Raw genomic sequence first — 13,561 nt, 5'->3', positions numbered from 1 at the left:
TGACTCCGGGGCGGACAGCCCCGGAAAGAGTAAGCCCGGCACAGGGTGCGCCGGGCCGGGTATTACCGGCCTGCCGCCTGTTGCGCGGCCAGTGGGTTACGGGTGATGAACATCGCATCGCCGTAACTGAAGAAACGGTACTGCTCCGCTACCGCGGTATGGTACGCGTTCATGGTCTGGGTATAGCCGGCGAACGCCGACACCAGCATAATCAGCGTCGATTCCGGCAGGTGGAAGTTGGTGATCAGGGCGTCAATCACCTGATACTCATAGCCCGGGTAGATAAAGATTTTGGTGTCGCCGAAGAACGGCGCGATCAGGCCGTCCTGCGCGGCCTGGGCGGCGCTCTCCAGCGAACGCACCGACGTGGTGCCCACAGCCACCACGCGTTTGCCGCGCGCCTTACAGTCCAGCACCGCATCCACCACCTCTTGCGGCACTTCCGCATATTCGGCGTGCATGATGTGGTCTTCAATGCTCTCTACCCGCACCGGCTGGAAAGTACCGGCCCCGACATGCAGGGTCACGAAGGCCATCTCAATGCCCTTCTCTTTCAGCGCGGCCAGCAGCGGCTCATCAAAGTGCAGCCCGGCAGTGGGGGCCGCCACCGCGCCCGGTTTGGCGCTGTAGACGGTCTGGTAGAGCTCGCGATCCGCCTCATCATCCGGGCGGTCGATGTAGGGCGGCAGCGGCATATGGCCTGCGGCGTTCAGCACGCTGAACACGTCGCGCTCATCGTTGAAGCGCAGCTCAAACAGCGCATCGTGGCGCGCCACCATGGTGGCGGAGATGCTTTCATCATCGCCCAGCAGCAGCTCAGCGCCCGGCTTCGGGGCTTTGGAGGCGCGCACATGCGCCAGCACGCGGTGGTCATCCAGCACGCGCTCCACCAGCACTTCAATTTTACCGCCGCTGACCTTGCGCCCGAACATCCGCGCCGGGATCACACGGGTATTGTTGAATACCAGCAGGTCGCCCGCTTCCAGCGTCTCCAGCAGGTCAGTGAAGACGCCGTGCGTCAGGTCACCGCTGGGGCCGTCCAGCGAGAGCAGCCGGCAGCCGCTGCGCTGGGCTTGCGGGTAGCGGGCAATCAGGGATTCAGGGAGTTCAAACGAAAAATCAGCGACGCGCATAGCATTCTACTTCACGTGAAAAACAGGCGGCTTAGTCTAGAGCCAGCACCGCCCGGCTGCAACAATTAAGGGCACCCGCCGCCTGAAATGGTTATACTGGCGGAATGAATTTTCTCGCCCATCTGCATCTGGCCCACCTGGCCAACAGCTCACTGCCCGGTAACCTGGCCGCTGACTTCGTCCGCGGGGACCCTGCGCACCTTTATGATCCCCAGGTGGTGGAGGGCATCCGTATGCACCGCCGGGTGGACTCACTCACCGACAGCCTGCCCGCCGTTAAAGAGGCGCGCCGTCTGTTCAGCGAGGAGTACCGCCGCGTCGCCCCGATTACTATGGATGTGCTGTGGGACCACTTTCTGGCGCTGCATTGGCAAAAACTGGAGGCGGATTATACGCTGCCGGCGTTCGTCAGTTATGCGCAAGGTCAAATTTTACCCAGTTTACCGGCGATGCCGGCAGGTTTTCAGCAGCTCAACCGGGTGCTCTGGCCGGAACGCTGGCTGGAGCGCTATGCCGGGCTGCCGTTTATCGAAAATGTGCTGGCGCGGATGGCCGCCCGCCGCCCGCGCCTGCATCAACTGGCCGGCTCATTTGTTGACATTGAGCGCAATTACCCGCAGTTTGAAACGATCTTCTTTGATTTTTATCCGCAGATGATGGAAACCGCGCGCCGCAGGGAACTGTGATCAGGCACGCTTAAGGCAGGATTTTTCAGGGGTTATTGTTAAAGCAGGATAGATTTTACAACTTGCATCAATAGCCGGAAGCTATCTGAATGATTGGTCTTTTACCCTTTATTCACCCTGCCTAAATCCCTATACTGCCCTCGTCTTATTCATAAACCGTCCTTTAACTTGATATTACAGGAGTAATTATGGTCCTGGTAACTCGTCCAGCCCCAGACTTTACCGCTGCTGCCGTGCTGGGCAGTGGTGAAATCGTTGAGAACTTCAACTTCAAAAAACACACTGCTGGCAAACCTACCGTTGTCTTCTTCTGGCCAATGGACTTCACCTTTGTTTGCCCGTCTGAGCTGATCGCTTTCGACAACCGTTACGCTGAATTCCAGAGCCGTGGCGTAGAAGTCGTCGGTATCTCCTTCGACTCCGAGTTCGTCCACAACGCATGGCGTAAAACCCCGGTTGATAAAGGCGGCATCGGCGAAGTGAAATACGCGATGGTGGCTGACGTTAAGCGTGAAATCCAGAAAGCGTACGGTATCGAGCACCCGGACGCAGGCGTTGCACTGCGCGGCTCCTTCCTGATCGACAAAGACGGCATCGTGCGTCACCAGGTGGTTAACGACCTGCCGCTGGGCCGTAACATCGACGAAATGCTGCGCATGGTTGACGCGCTGCAATTCCACGAAGAGCACGGCGAAGTGTGCCCGGCTCAGTGGGAAAAAGGGAAAGTTGGCATGGGCGCATCTCCGGACGGCGTCGCCAAGTACCTGTCTGAAAACGCCATCAACCTGTAATCTGCCTGCCGCCGGGTTCTGCCCGGCTGCTGCACCACAGGACAAAAACCGGCCGGCTCTGCCCGCCGGTTTTTTTACGCCTGCCCTTTTTCGGGTCAGCATTGCCCCGCCATAATGCCGCCCGGCCCGGCAAAATGAATATTTTTCCTCTGTTTTCTGTCACTTCCGTCTCCATTTGCCGCTACGCTGGTAACGCACGCGGGCTGCCGCCACTCTGGCGCGCGCTTTGCAGTGCTTCTGAGGGCGGGCAACGGCCTGCCGCCAATAACGATAAGATCGGCACAGACAGGAGGGAATATGAAGTTAACAAAATGGACGGCACCGCTGAGTGCGCTGGCGTTACTGGTGAGCGGCAACCTGTATGCCGCGTCGATGCCTGCCGTCGAGGCGCAGCACGGGATGGTGGTCTCCTCGCAATATCTGGCCTCCCAGATTGGCGTGGATATACTCAAAATGGGCGGGAACGCGGTGGATGCGGCCGTGGCGGTGGGCTACGCGCAGGCGGTGGTCAACCCCTGCTGCGGTAACATCGGCGGTGGCGGGTTTATGACGATTCACCTCGCCGACGGCAAAGACACCTTTATCAACTTCCGTGAAACGGCCCCAGCGGCCGCCAGCGCCGACATGTACCTGGATGCCCAGGGCAAAGTCCGCAAAGACGCCTCATTGTATGGCTACCTGGCCGCCGGGGTGCCCGGCACGGTGCTGGGGCTGGACACCGCCCAGCGTGAACATGGCAAGCTGACGCGCCGCCAGGTGATGGAACCGGCGATCAAACTGGCACGCCAGGGCTTTGTGCTGACCCGCGCCGATACCGACGTGCTGGACACCACCGTCAAACGCTTCCGTGATGACCCGGAAGCCGCGCGCATTTTCCTGCGCCCGGACGGCAGCGCCCTGCAACCCGGTGACCGGCTGGTGCAGAAAGATCTGGCCAACACGCTGGAGGCGATCGCCCAGCGCGGGCCGGACGCCTTCTATAAAGGGCATATCCCGGCCGCGGTGGAAGCCGCCGCGAAAAAAGGCGGCGGATTGCTGACCGCCAAAGACTTCGCCGATTACCGCATCAGCGAAACCGCCCCGCTCACCTGCAGCTACCGCGGCTATAAGTTTGTCTCCTCGCCGCCGCCCAGCTCCGGCGGCACCACGCTGTGCCAGACCCTCAATATCCTCGAGGGTTACAACCTGAAAGAGATGGGCTTCAACTCCGCCGCCTCGATCCATGTACTGACGGAGGCGATGCGCCACGCCTACATGGACCGCAACACCTACCTCGGCGACCCGGCGTTCGTGACCAACCCGATCGGCCGCCTGACCAGCAAGAGTTACGCCGGCGAGATCCGCAAGCAGATCGACCCGCTGCGCGCCACGCCGTCGGAGAAGGTGCAGCCGGGCATGATGCCGCATGAGAAGCCGGAAACCACCCACTACTCGATCGTGGACCAGCAGGGTAACGCCGTCTCCACCACCTATACGGTGAACGGCCGCTTCGGCGCAGTGGTGATCGCCCCCGGCACCGGCTTCTTCCTCAATGATGAAATGGACGACTTCACCACCAAAGTCGGCGAGCAGAACCTCTACGGGCTGGTACAGGGCAGCCGCAACGCCATCGCCCCGGGTAAGCGCCCACTCTCCTCGATGAGCCCGTCACTGGTGACCAAAGACGGAAAAATCTTCCTGGTGCTCGGTTCGCCGGGCGGGTCACGCATCATCAGCATTACCCTCCAGGCCGCCATCAACATCATCGATTACGGCATGGCCCCGCAGGAAGCGGTGGATGCGCCGCGTATCCACCACCAGTGGCTACCGGATGAGGTCTATTACGAGCAGCGCGGCGTCTCGGCGGACACCCTGGCCCTGCTGGCAGAGCGCGGCTATAAGATGGTGGAGCAGACCCCGTGGGGTGCGGCTGAGCTGATCATGGTCGGCCTGCCGGGCGCGGCAGGCGTCACCCCGGCCAACTCCGGCAACGACTCGGCCGTGTCCGGCAAAGTGCGCGAAGGCTATCTGTACGGGGCCAACGATGTGCGCCGCCCGGCGGGAGCTGCCATCGGCTACTGATTGCAACGCAGAGGAAGAGAAGCGGGCCGGTGCAGGCCCGCTTTTTTTATGGCATGACGTTTTACGGCGATAAAGGCTCAGCCATTGTTGTGGCTGCGCCAGAGCGTCACGCTCTCCGCCGGCAGGGCCAGCCCAAGCTGTTCCGGCTCTGAAGTAAGTACTCCCTTACCTTCCAGCACCTGCCACTCCGCGGCCTGCAACAACGGCGACAGCGGCAGACTCAGGGTTCCGGCCGCACCGCGTTGCAGCGCCACCAGCACCTGCTCCTGCTGGTAAACCCGCAGGAACACCAGCGTATCCCCCTGGGCAAACAGCACCTGACAGCCGCCATAGCGCAGTGCCTCACTCTCCCGGCGCAACGCCGCCATACGGGTATAGAGCGCCAGCAGGTCGCTGTTCCAGCGCGCTTTCTGCCAGGGGAAGGTTTTGCGGCAGTAAGGGTCATTGCCGCCCTCCAGCCCGATTTCATCGCCGTAATAGATGCAGGGCACGCCAATCCAGCTGAACTGCCACACCACCGCCATCGCCATGCGCGCCAGATCGCCGTTGAGCAGGGTGAGGAAACGCGCGGTGTCATGGCTGTCGAGCTGGTTAAACTGGCGCAACTGCACCTGATGCGGCAACCCGGCTCGGTAGGCCTCCATCCACTGCGCGCACGCCTGCGCCGTCAGGGCGATTGGGTGGCCGGCGTTGTCGATGCTGGCCAGGAAGGCGCGCGCCGGCACGGCAAAACCGCGGTAGTTCATCGCGCCATCTTCCACCCCGGCGTGCAGCCAGTCACGCGCATCATCAAAGTGTTCGCCAAGGATATAAGCCTCCGGGTTCTCCTCGCGGATCGCCTGTTTGATCCCGGCCAGGTGGTGGAGGTTGTTTTTCGCGCCGCCCTCCTCCCCCAGCATGTGGATCACATCCAGCCGCCAGCCGTCGATGCTGTAAGGCGGGCGCAGCCAGTGGCGCGCCACGCTCTCCGGCCCCTGGTAGATCTGCGCCACTACCCCGGCGCTGGCGTAGTTGAGCTTGGGCAGGGTGCTGAAGCCTTTCCAGTCACGGGTGCTGCCGTCCGGCCAGAAGCTGTACCAGTCACGGTAGGGGGAATCTTTGTGGTGGCAGGCACCGTCAGTGTGCTGCTGGTGGCGGTCAAACCAGGCGCAGGAGTCACCGGTATGGTTGAACACGCCGTCCAGCAGCAGCCGCATCCCGCGTTCGCGCGTCTCTTCACGCAGCCGCACCAGCGCCGCGTTGCCGCCAAAACAGGGGTCAACCTGGTAGTAATCCTCTGTGTCATATTTATGCACGCTGGGCGCAGTGAACACCGGGTTCAGGTAGAGCGCGGTGACCCCGAGTTGCTGCAGGTAGGGCAGTTTGCTGGTGATGCCGTCCAGATCGCCGCCATAAAAGGCCGAGGGGGAGCCTTCCGGTTCGATCGGGTCGTCCCAGCCACAGCGGCGCACCGCCCGTTTTTCCGCATGGTGGTAGTAGCTGCCGTCCTGTACCAGGTGGTCACCGCCGCTGCTGGCGAAACGGTCAGGGAAAATCTGGTAGAAAACCTGATCGCTGACCCAGCCGGGGCCGTCATCGGGCACATTCAGGGAGAACTGTTCCAGCGCGCCCGGTTGCAGGGTGCTGACCCCCAGCGGGCCGACCCAGCTCTGCCGGTCGGCCCAGAGCAGTTTGAAGCAGTAGCGGCGCGCGGGCTGCCCCTCGTTCAGCGCCAGCACCGCATGGTAACGTTGGTATTTCCCTATCCGGCGTGACTCCATGACCTGCAACCACTCTTCGTTGTCCGGTTCGGCGCGCAACAACACCCGCTCAGGGAGCGTGTCGCCTTCCAGCCAGAGGGTCAGGTAGAGGAAATCACCGCGGAGGGCGGCAAAAGGGGGGACCGGCAGGTGCCAGGCATTGAGCATAATCTCTCCAGATTGGTAAGCACATCACTGCGCTCACCATGCCATGCCGGGCGGGTTCCGCCCTCCTCTGACCGGCAAAAATTCCGGGGAGGAGAGCGGGGGCGGAGACGGTTAAAACCGGTCAGGCATCATGGCGCGTCTGCGCCGCGACCCGGCGCTGGAATTTCACTTTCCACGCATAGCCCAGCAGCAGCAGCGCCACCCAGACCAGGCCCGCATAGAGGGAGATGCGGGTATCCGGGAAGTAGCCGATCAGCCCGATGATGAACACCAGGAAAATAATCGCCACCACCGAGGTCGCGATGCCGCCGCGCAGCGGGAAGGCCAGCGCCGAGACCTGCTCTTTGGTCAGGCTGCGGCGGAAGGCGATCTGCGAGAAGAGAATCATGATCCAGACCCACACCGTGGCAAAGGTCGCCAGGGAAGCGATCACCAGGAAGACATTCTCCGGCATGATGTAGTTAAGGTAGACCGCCACCAGCATCGCCAGCATCATCACCACCACCGTGACCCACGGAATGCCGCGCTTCGAGACTTTGGCAAACATTTTCGGCGCGTGGCCCTGCTCTGCCATGCCGTGCAGCATCCGCCCGACGCCGAACACGTCACTGTTAATGGCAGAGAGCGACGCGGTGATCACCACGAAATTCAGGATGCCCGCCGCAATGGTGATGCCCATATGCTGGAAGGTCAGCACAAACGGGCTGCCCTGCGTACCCACCTGGTTCCACGGGTAGATCGACATAATCACGAACAGCGTGCCGACGTAAAACACCAGGATGCGCCACGGCACGGAGTTGATCGCTTTCGGGATAGAGGTTTTCGGGTCATTGGCCTCACCGGCGGTGATGCCGATAATCTCAATGCCGCCGTAGGCGAACATCACCAGTTGCAGCGACAGGATCATCCCCATAATGCCGTTACTGAAGAAGCCGCCGTGGCTCCACAGGTTATGGATGCCGGTCGGCTGGCCACCGTTGCCGATGCCCCAGACGATGATGCCGATGCCCGCCACAATCATGATGATGATGGTCAGCACCTTGAAGAAGGAGAACCAGAACTCCAGCTCGCCGAACACCTTCACGCTCATCAGGTTGATGCCGCCGATGATCAGCACCACGCTCAGCACCCAGATCCAGTGCGGCACGTCCGGGAACCAGACCCCCATATAGATGCCGAACGCCGTGACGTCGGCAATCGCCACGATCAGAATCTCGAAGCAGTAAGTCCAGCCGGTGATGTAACCGGAGAGCGGGCCGAGGTAATCCTGGGCGTAACGGGAGAAGGAGCTGGCCTGCGGGTTATTGACGGACATCTCGCCCAGCGCGCGCATAATGATAAAGGCGATCACCCCGCCAATCAGGTAAGCCAGCAGCACGCTCGGCCCGGCCATTTTGATGGCATCGGCCGACCCATAAAACAGCCCGGTACCGATGGCAGAGCCCAGGGCCATAAAACGAATATGCCGGGTGCTCAGGCCTCGCTTAAGCTTGTTAGCTGGTTGTTCCATGTACTTTTAAACCTGTAAGTGAACCAAAAACAAAAGGTGAAAACGGCCCGGTCGCCGGAAATGCGCCGGATCGTTAACGCAAAAATGCCACGGGAGGGCCCGTGGCATCAAAAGGGTTACGCAGACATCATCACATCATTGATGGGCAGTGACGTTGCGCTCACCGGCGGCACGATCATACACCCCGGCCAGCACCAGCATCAGCAGCGATGGCGGCAACCACGCCAGCCCCTGGGACGCCAGCGGCAGGTGTTCTGTCCAGGCCGGCAAGGCCACCGTCAGGGCAGAGGCTTTGATGGCGTCGATAATACCAAAGATCAGGCTGACCAGCATCACCGGTGCCACAATGCGTGTGGTGCGGTTCCACATACGCAGGGTGAAGCTCAGGACAATCAGCACGATGCACGGCGGGTAGATGGCCGTCAGCACCGGGATGGAGATCTGAATCAACTGGCTCAGGCCGAGGTTGGAGACCACCATCGAGAACAGGCCCAGCGCAAACACCAGCGTCCGGTAGGAGAACGGCAGGTATTGGGCAAAGAACTCCGCACAGGCGCAGGTCAGGCCCACCGCCGTGACCATACAGGCCAGGAAGATCAGCGCCGCCAGGAAGGTGCTGCCGATGCCGCCGAAGGTGTTCTGCACATAGGCATGCAGGATCACCGCGCCGTTTTGCGCGTCCGGCACCAGCACGCCACTGCCCGCGCCGAGTTTGAACAGGCAGAGGTAGACCAGCGTCAGGCCGACACCGGCAATCAGCCCGGCAAAAATGGTGTAACGGGTCAGCAGGCCGGCATCTTTCACCCCGCGCGATTTCGCGGCGTTAACGATAACAATCCCGAAGACCAGTGCGCCCAGCGTGTCCATGGTGAGGTAGCCATTGACGAAGCCGGTGGAGAACGGCACATGCTGGTAGATCTCGGTAGCCGGGATTGGCTGACCTGCCGGCCACAGCACGGCGGCGATGCCCAGGATCGCCAGCGCCACCATCTTCAGCGGGGCCAGCACATGGCCGACGGTGTCCAGCAGTTTGCCCGGATAGAGGGAAACGGCGATCACCAGCGCGAAGTAGATCAGGCTATAAACCAGCAGCGGCATCGCGCCATCGCCGGTCAGCGGGGCGATGCCCACTTCAAAGGAGACGGTCGCAGTACGCGGGGTGGCAAACAGCGGGCCCACGGCCAGGTAGCAAATGGTCGCCAGCAGCAGGCCGGCTTTGCGGCCGATCGGCGTGCTCAGGGCATCAATGCCGCCGCCGACACGGGCCAGCGCCACTACCGTGACCACCGGCAAGCCAACGGCTGTGATCAGGAAGCCCAGGGCAGCCCACCAGACATGTTCGCCGGACTGCAACCCCACCATCGGCGGAAAGATGATATTTCCTGCGCCGACAAACAGCGCGAAGGTCATGAAGCCCAGCGCCAGAATATCTTTACTTGCTAAACGATGACTCATTTGTGTCGTGTTGCCTGTTCAAAGGAAAAAAGAGATACCCTGTTGCCGCGGGCTGTGGGCCAGGCAAAAGCCGGGCTTCAGCATCCGTCTGCCAAAATTATTTTTATCGTCATAGGTCTATGCGATACGTTGGCTGCATCTTGCAGCGGCTCTCCATGCTGGAAGCGACCACGCACCGGTAAGGGCGGAAAATTGACGTATTGCAGGTGGTGTAGCGCGACAACGGGGGCTAAGTTAAACGTTTATAGCGTAGAAAGACAAGACGGGATCAAAAAAGCAGAGTCATTGACTGTATAAAATTTCATAAGCAGATAATCGTGCGCTTTAAGCTCTGATCCACCCTACATGATTTGTATATTATTTACACAAGCAGCACACAAACTGTGTCTGTTTGCCTGCGGATATGCATGAAATCGCCGCCATAAGGGCCTTCAATACACGATCCGCAGGCAGAATCAGTGGGTTACCAGACGCGGGCGGCGGTATCGACCACCAGCTTCAGCTTTTTCCACTGCTCTTCTTCGGTGAGGCTGTTGCCCTCTTCCGTGGAGGCAAAACCGCACTGGGTGCTCAGGCAGAGCTGTTCCAGCGGCACATACTCCGCCGCTTCGCGGATGCGCTGCTCAATCACCGCCGGATCTTCCAGTTCGCCATTTTTGGTGGTTACCAGCCCCAGTACCGCCTGCTGTTTGCCCGGCTTCAGGAAGCGCAGCGGCTCAAAGCCGCCGGAGCGCTCGTTGTCATACTCCAGGAAGAAAGCGTCGATGTTGACGGTGCCGAACAGCAGTTCCGCCACCGGCTCATAACCGCCCTCTGAAATCCAGGTCGAGCGGAAGTTACCGCGGCAGACATGCAGCCCGATGGTGAGATCGTCCGGCTTGCCGGCAATCGCTTTGTTCAGCACATCGGCGTAGGTCTGGGCGAGCTGCACCGGGTCGTCCCCGCGCTCACGCATCTGCTGTTTCTGGTCATCGGAGCAAAGGTAGGCCCAGACGGTATCATCCAGTTGCAGATAACGGCAGCCTGCGTCATAGAAGGCCTTGATCGCGTCACGGTAGGTCTGCGCCAGGTCGTCGAAATAGACCGCCAGATCCGGGTAGACCTCATGGCTGATCGCTTTACGGCCGCCGCGGAAATGCAGCACGCTCGGGCTTGGGATAGTCATCTTCGCCACTGCATCCCCGGCGATGCTGTTCAGGAAGCGGAAATCCTCCAGCATCGGGTGGTTGCTGAAACCGAGTTTGCCGGTGACTTTGATGCTGCGGGCTTTGGTCTGCACGCCGTTGAACTGGATGCCCTGATCGGCTTCGTAAGGCTCCACGCCGTCCAGCCCTTCGAAGAAGTCAAAGTGCCACCAGGCGCGGCGGAATTCCCCGTCCGTCACCACTTTCAGGCCCAGCTCGCGCTGCTTCGCCACCACATGGCGGATTTCGTCATCTTCTACCTGGCGCAGTTGGGCGGCATCAATCTCACCGGCCTGGAATTTCAGGCGTGCCTCTTTCAGGGCAGCCGGGCGCAGCAGGCTGCCGACAACGTCAGCGGAAAAAGCAGGGGTAGTATTTGGCATCTCTGGCTCCTGAATAGTGCTGCCCGGCAGCAATAATCACATCATCGTTTTCGTAAATAATTTATTAAGATAACTATTTCTACTATTGATTATCATCAATGAGAATAGTTGCTCTCAGTGACATCAGACTTCTGGACGTCTATATGGCTTGAAGGCCAATTTGTCATGAGTTCTGTTCAACCGCAAACGAGAATTTTTCATGTCACATGAAAGAAATTCATGTTGATACCGATCTGGCTGGTTTTCCCCCCGCCCTGTTCGATTACGTTCTGATTTATGCCGCGCACCTGAAGCAGGATCACCCGCAGATTTACCTTGTGATGCGTTTCACACCGCAGGGCCGCGAAGCGCCCTGATTGCGCAGAATGGCGGGTTAATCGCGTTAACCGCGCTTCCAATATCAGGTTAATCGATTAATCTGCCCGCCATAACAGGCCGCATAAACAGACACCACCACATAGCCGCACCGCGCGTCAGGGGGAGGTATGTTATTAAGCAGCATCACCAGTGAGAAACTGATTTTATTGGATAAACCGTGGCAGCAGCGCGCGGTTATCCTGGAGAACCTCTGCCGGTTGCTGGCTGAACAGGGCATGGTCAGCGATGAAAAGGCGTTTCTGGAGGCGGTCTGGCAGCGGGAAAACCTCTCGGAAACCGGCTTTGAGCAGGGCATCGCCCTTCCCCACGGCAAATCGGCCACGGTCATCAGACCGGCTTTTGCTGCTGTCCGGCTGGCCCGGCCGGTAACGGACTGGCCGACGCTGGATGGCGAGGATAACGTTGAGCTGGTGTTTCTGCTGGCCGTGCCCGACGGCGACCCTAACGCCCACCTGCGGCTGCTCTCCTCCCTGAGCCTGTTGCTGATGGAGGAAACCAACGTCGCCGCGCTGAAAGCAGCGGCTACCCCGGCGGCGTTTCTGGCGATCCTGGATCGCCCTGCCGGGGCGGATACCCCCCGCGTGCCCCCCGCGCCGCAGACGAGCCTGATAGTAATCACCTCCTGCCCGGCCGGTATCGCCCACACCTATATGTCGGCCGAGGCGCTGGAAAAAGCCGGGGCGGCGCGCGGCATCCGGGTATGGAGCGAGAAACAGGGGGCAAACGGCGTAGAGGATGAGGTCACTCCGGCACAGATCCAACAGGCGGACGGCGTCATCTTCGCCGCGACGCTGCCGCCCAAAGGCAAGGCGCGGTTCCACGGCAAAAAATATGTCGCGACCACCGTCTCTGAACCGTTAAGGAATGCTGACGGCCTGATTGACCGCGTATTACACCACCCAGACGGTATTCTGGCCGCAGACGCCCCCGCCGCACCGCCCGGTGCCACCGGCCTCTCCTTTCCTGCCAGGCTCTATCAGGGCGTCTCCAGCGGCATCTCCTATATGATCCCGGTTATCGTCGCCGCCGGGCTGATGATCGGCATCGGGCAGGTCGGGGCCAGTCTGGGTGGCGTGGTGAATATCAGTGACGCCGCCTATGCCAGCGATCCGCGCCCGTTATTGGTGGTTCTCCACGCGCTGACGCTGTACGGGAATATGATCATGAAATTCATGTACCCGGTCTTTGCCGCGTATATGGCGTACAGCCTGGCCGACCGGCCCGGCCTGGTGCCGGGGTTTATCGGCGGTGCTTTTGCCGGTGGCCTGCACTTTATTTTCTGGTCATCCGGCGGCGGGGTGCCTTCCGGGTTTCTCGGTGCGCTGATACTGGGTCTGGTGGCCGGTGTGGTGGCGGATTACCTCAATAAACATATCCGGCTGCATAAAAACCTCCAGGCGATGAAACCGATGCTGATCGTGCCGGGGCTGACGGTGCTGGTGATTTTCTTTATTAACCTCTGGCTCGTCGATCCGGTATTCGGCGGCATTAATCACTTTCTTCAGCAGGCGATAATTGCCCACGGGAATTCCGGTGCGTTGATGCTGGCGGTGATTATCGCCTCCCTCACCGCCTTTGATTTAGGCGGGCCGGTGAATAAGTCCGCGGGGGCGATCGCCATTGGCCTAGCGGCCGACCATATCTACCCCCTGACCGCCCGGGTGCTGGGGATTGTTATTCCGCCCATCGGCATCGGGCTGGCGACCCTGCTGGATAAATACCTGGTCAGGCAGCGGGTCTTTGATGAAAACCAGCGCGTCACCGGCACCACGTCATTAATTCTCGGCTTTCTGGCCATCGGGGAGGGCGCGATCCCTTTTATGCTGAAAAACCCGCTGATTACCATCCCGATTAATATCGCCGGCGCGGTGATCGGTGCCGTCACGGCCATCTGCTTAGGGTCGGTACAGTGGTACCCGCTGCCGGCCGTCTGGGGCTGGCCGCTGGTGGAGAACCTGCCCGCCTACCTTATTGGGCTGGTGGCCGGCGTAGTGTTTATCGCGTTCGCCAACGTTTTTGTCCGCTATGCCCTGATCAAGACCGGGAAAATACGTATGGAAAACCAGGAGTAAC

Annotated in this window: 10 protein-coding genes; 5 read left to right on the top strand and 5 right to left on the bottom strand. The window is 60.4% G+C overall.

Annotation, left to right across the window (positions count from 1 at the left end):
* Positions 1-62 precede the first annotated feature (62 nt).
* Complete coding sequence (gene queA, locus CYR32_RS03295; protein WP_101822556.1) at positions 63-1,133, bottom strand: tRNA preQ1(34) S-adenosylmethionine ribosyltransferase-isomerase QueA; 1,071 nt, start codon at positions 1,131-1,133, stop codon at positions 63-65.
* Between the two features lie 104 nt (positions 1,134-1,237).
* Here queA and CYR32_RS03290 point away from each other — a divergent pair, with 104 nt between their 5' ends.
* The 3 genes from CYR32_RS03290 to ggt all read left to right on the top strand — a co-directional run bounded on the left by CYR32_RS03290 (position 1,238) and on the right by ggt (position 4,671).
* Positions 1,238-1,819 (top strand): acyl carrier protein phosphodiesterase, encoded by a 582-nt coding sequence (locus CYR32_RS03290; RefSeq protein WP_101822554.1) that lies wholly within the window; start codon positions 1,238-1,240, stop codon positions 1,817-1,819.
* Between the two features lie 188 nt (positions 1,820-2,007).
* A complete protein-coding gene (locus CYR32_RS03285; RefSeq protein WP_072926562.1) occupies positions 2,008-2,610 on the top strand; it encodes a peroxiredoxin C in 603 nt (200 codons plus the stop codon).
* Between the two features lie 297 nt (positions 2,611-2,907).
* On the top strand, positions 2,908-4,671 hold the full coding sequence (ggt, locus tag CYR32_RS03280; protein ID WP_101822552.1) for a gamma-glutamyltransferase: 1,764 nt from the start codon (positions 2,908-2,910) through the stop codon (positions 4,669-4,671).
* 77 nt (positions 4,672-4,748) lie between these two features.
* On the opposite strand, the gene malZ is transcribed toward ggt, so the two are convergent.
* From malZ to CYR32_RS03260, 4 genes are all read right to left on the bottom strand, one after another.
* Positions 4,749-6,578, bottom strand: coding sequence for a maltodextrin glucosidase (gene malZ / locus CYR32_RS03275; protein WP_101822549.1), 1,830 nt, complete (start codon positions 6,576-6,578; stop codon positions 4,749-4,751).
* A gap of 121 nt (positions 6,579-6,699) precedes the next feature.
* Positions 6,700-8,088, bottom strand: a complete 1,389-nt coding sequence (gene proY, locus CYR32_RS03270; protein ID WP_101822547.1) for a proline-specific permease ProY — start codon at positions 8,086-8,088, stop codon at positions 6,700-6,702.
* A gap of 135 nt (positions 8,089-8,223) precedes the next feature.
* The gene (gene brnQ, locus CYR32_RS03265) at positions 8,224-9,543 is read right to left on the bottom strand and encodes a branched-chain amino acid transport system II carrier protein (RefSeq protein ID WP_101822545.1); all 1,320 of its coding nucleotides are present in this window, start codon (positions 9,541-9,543) and stop codon (positions 8,224-8,226) included.
* Positions 9,544-10,006: 463 nt separating this feature from the next.
* Positions 10,007-11,110 carry a cobalamin-independent methionine synthase II family protein gene (locus tag CYR32_RS03260; protein ID WP_101822543.1) on the bottom strand — a complete coding sequence of 368 codons (1,104 nt, stop codon included), beginning with the start codon at positions 11,108-11,110 and terminating at the stop codon, positions 10,007-10,009.
* Between the two features lie 206 nt (positions 11,111-11,316).
* Here CYR32_RS03260 and CYR32_RS21765 point away from each other — a divergent pair, with 206 nt between their 5' ends.
* Both CYR32_RS21765 and CYR32_RS03255 read left to right on the top strand, forming a co-directional pair.
* Positions 11,317-11,466, top strand: coding sequence for a hypothetical protein (locus CYR32_RS21765; protein ID WP_206602439.1), 150 nt, complete (start codon positions 11,317-11,319; stop codon positions 11,464-11,466).
* A 129-nt stretch (positions 11,467-11,595) separates the two neighbouring features.
* The gene (locus CYR32_RS03255) at positions 11,596-13,560 is read left to right on the top strand and encodes a PTS fructose transporter subunit IIABC (RefSeq protein WP_101822541.1); all 1,965 of its coding nucleotides are present in this window, start codon (positions 11,596-11,598) and stop codon (positions 13,558-13,560) included.
* Position 13,561: the final 1 nt, after the last annotated feature.

This window comes from Chimaeribacter coloradensis (genome assembly GCF_002858715.1).
Taxonomy (GTDB): domain Bacteria; phylum Pseudomonadota; class Gammaproteobacteria; order Enterobacterales; family Enterobacteriaceae; genus Chimaeribacter; species Chimaeribacter coloradensis.
This window is presented reverse-complemented; position numbering and strand designations above follow the sequence as displayed.

Coding starts and splice junctions, on each gene's coding strand:
- queA (WP_101822556.1), bottom strand. CDS start 1,133: ATGCGCGTCGCTGATTTTTCGTTTGAACTCCCTGAATCCCTGATTGCC.
- CYR32_RS03290 (WP_101822554.1), top strand. CDS start 1,238: ATGAATTTTCTCGCCCATCTGCATCTGGCCCACCTGGCCAACAGCTCA.
- CYR32_RS03285 (WP_072926562.1), top strand. CDS start 2,008: ATGGTCCTGGTAACTCGTCCAGCCCCAGACTTTACCGCTGCTGCCGTG.
- ggt (WP_101822552.1), top strand. CDS start 2,908: ATGAAGTTAACAAAATGGACGGCACCGCTGAGTGCGCTGGCGTTACTG.
- malZ (WP_101822549.1), bottom strand. CDS start 6,578: ATGCTCAATGCCTGGCACCTGCCGGTCCCCCCTTTTGCCGCCCTCCGC.
- proY (WP_101822547.1), bottom strand. CDS start 8,088: ATGGAACAACCAGCTAACAAGCTTAAGCGAGGCCTGAGCACCCGGCAT.
- brnQ (WP_101822545.1), bottom strand. CDS start 9,543: ATGAGTCATCGTTTAGCAAGTAAAGATATTCTGGCGCTGGGCTTCATG.
- CYR32_RS03260 (WP_101822543.1), bottom strand. CDS start 11,110: ATGCCAAATACTACCCCTGCTTTTTCCGCTGACGTTGTCGGCAGCCTG.
- CYR32_RS21765 (WP_206602439.1), top strand. CDS start 11,317: ATGAAAGAAATTCATGTTGATACCGATCTGGCTGGTTTTCCCCCCGCC.
- CYR32_RS03255 (WP_101822541.1), top strand. CDS start 11,596: ATGTTATTAAGCAGCATCACCAGTGAGAAACTGATTTTATTGGATAAA.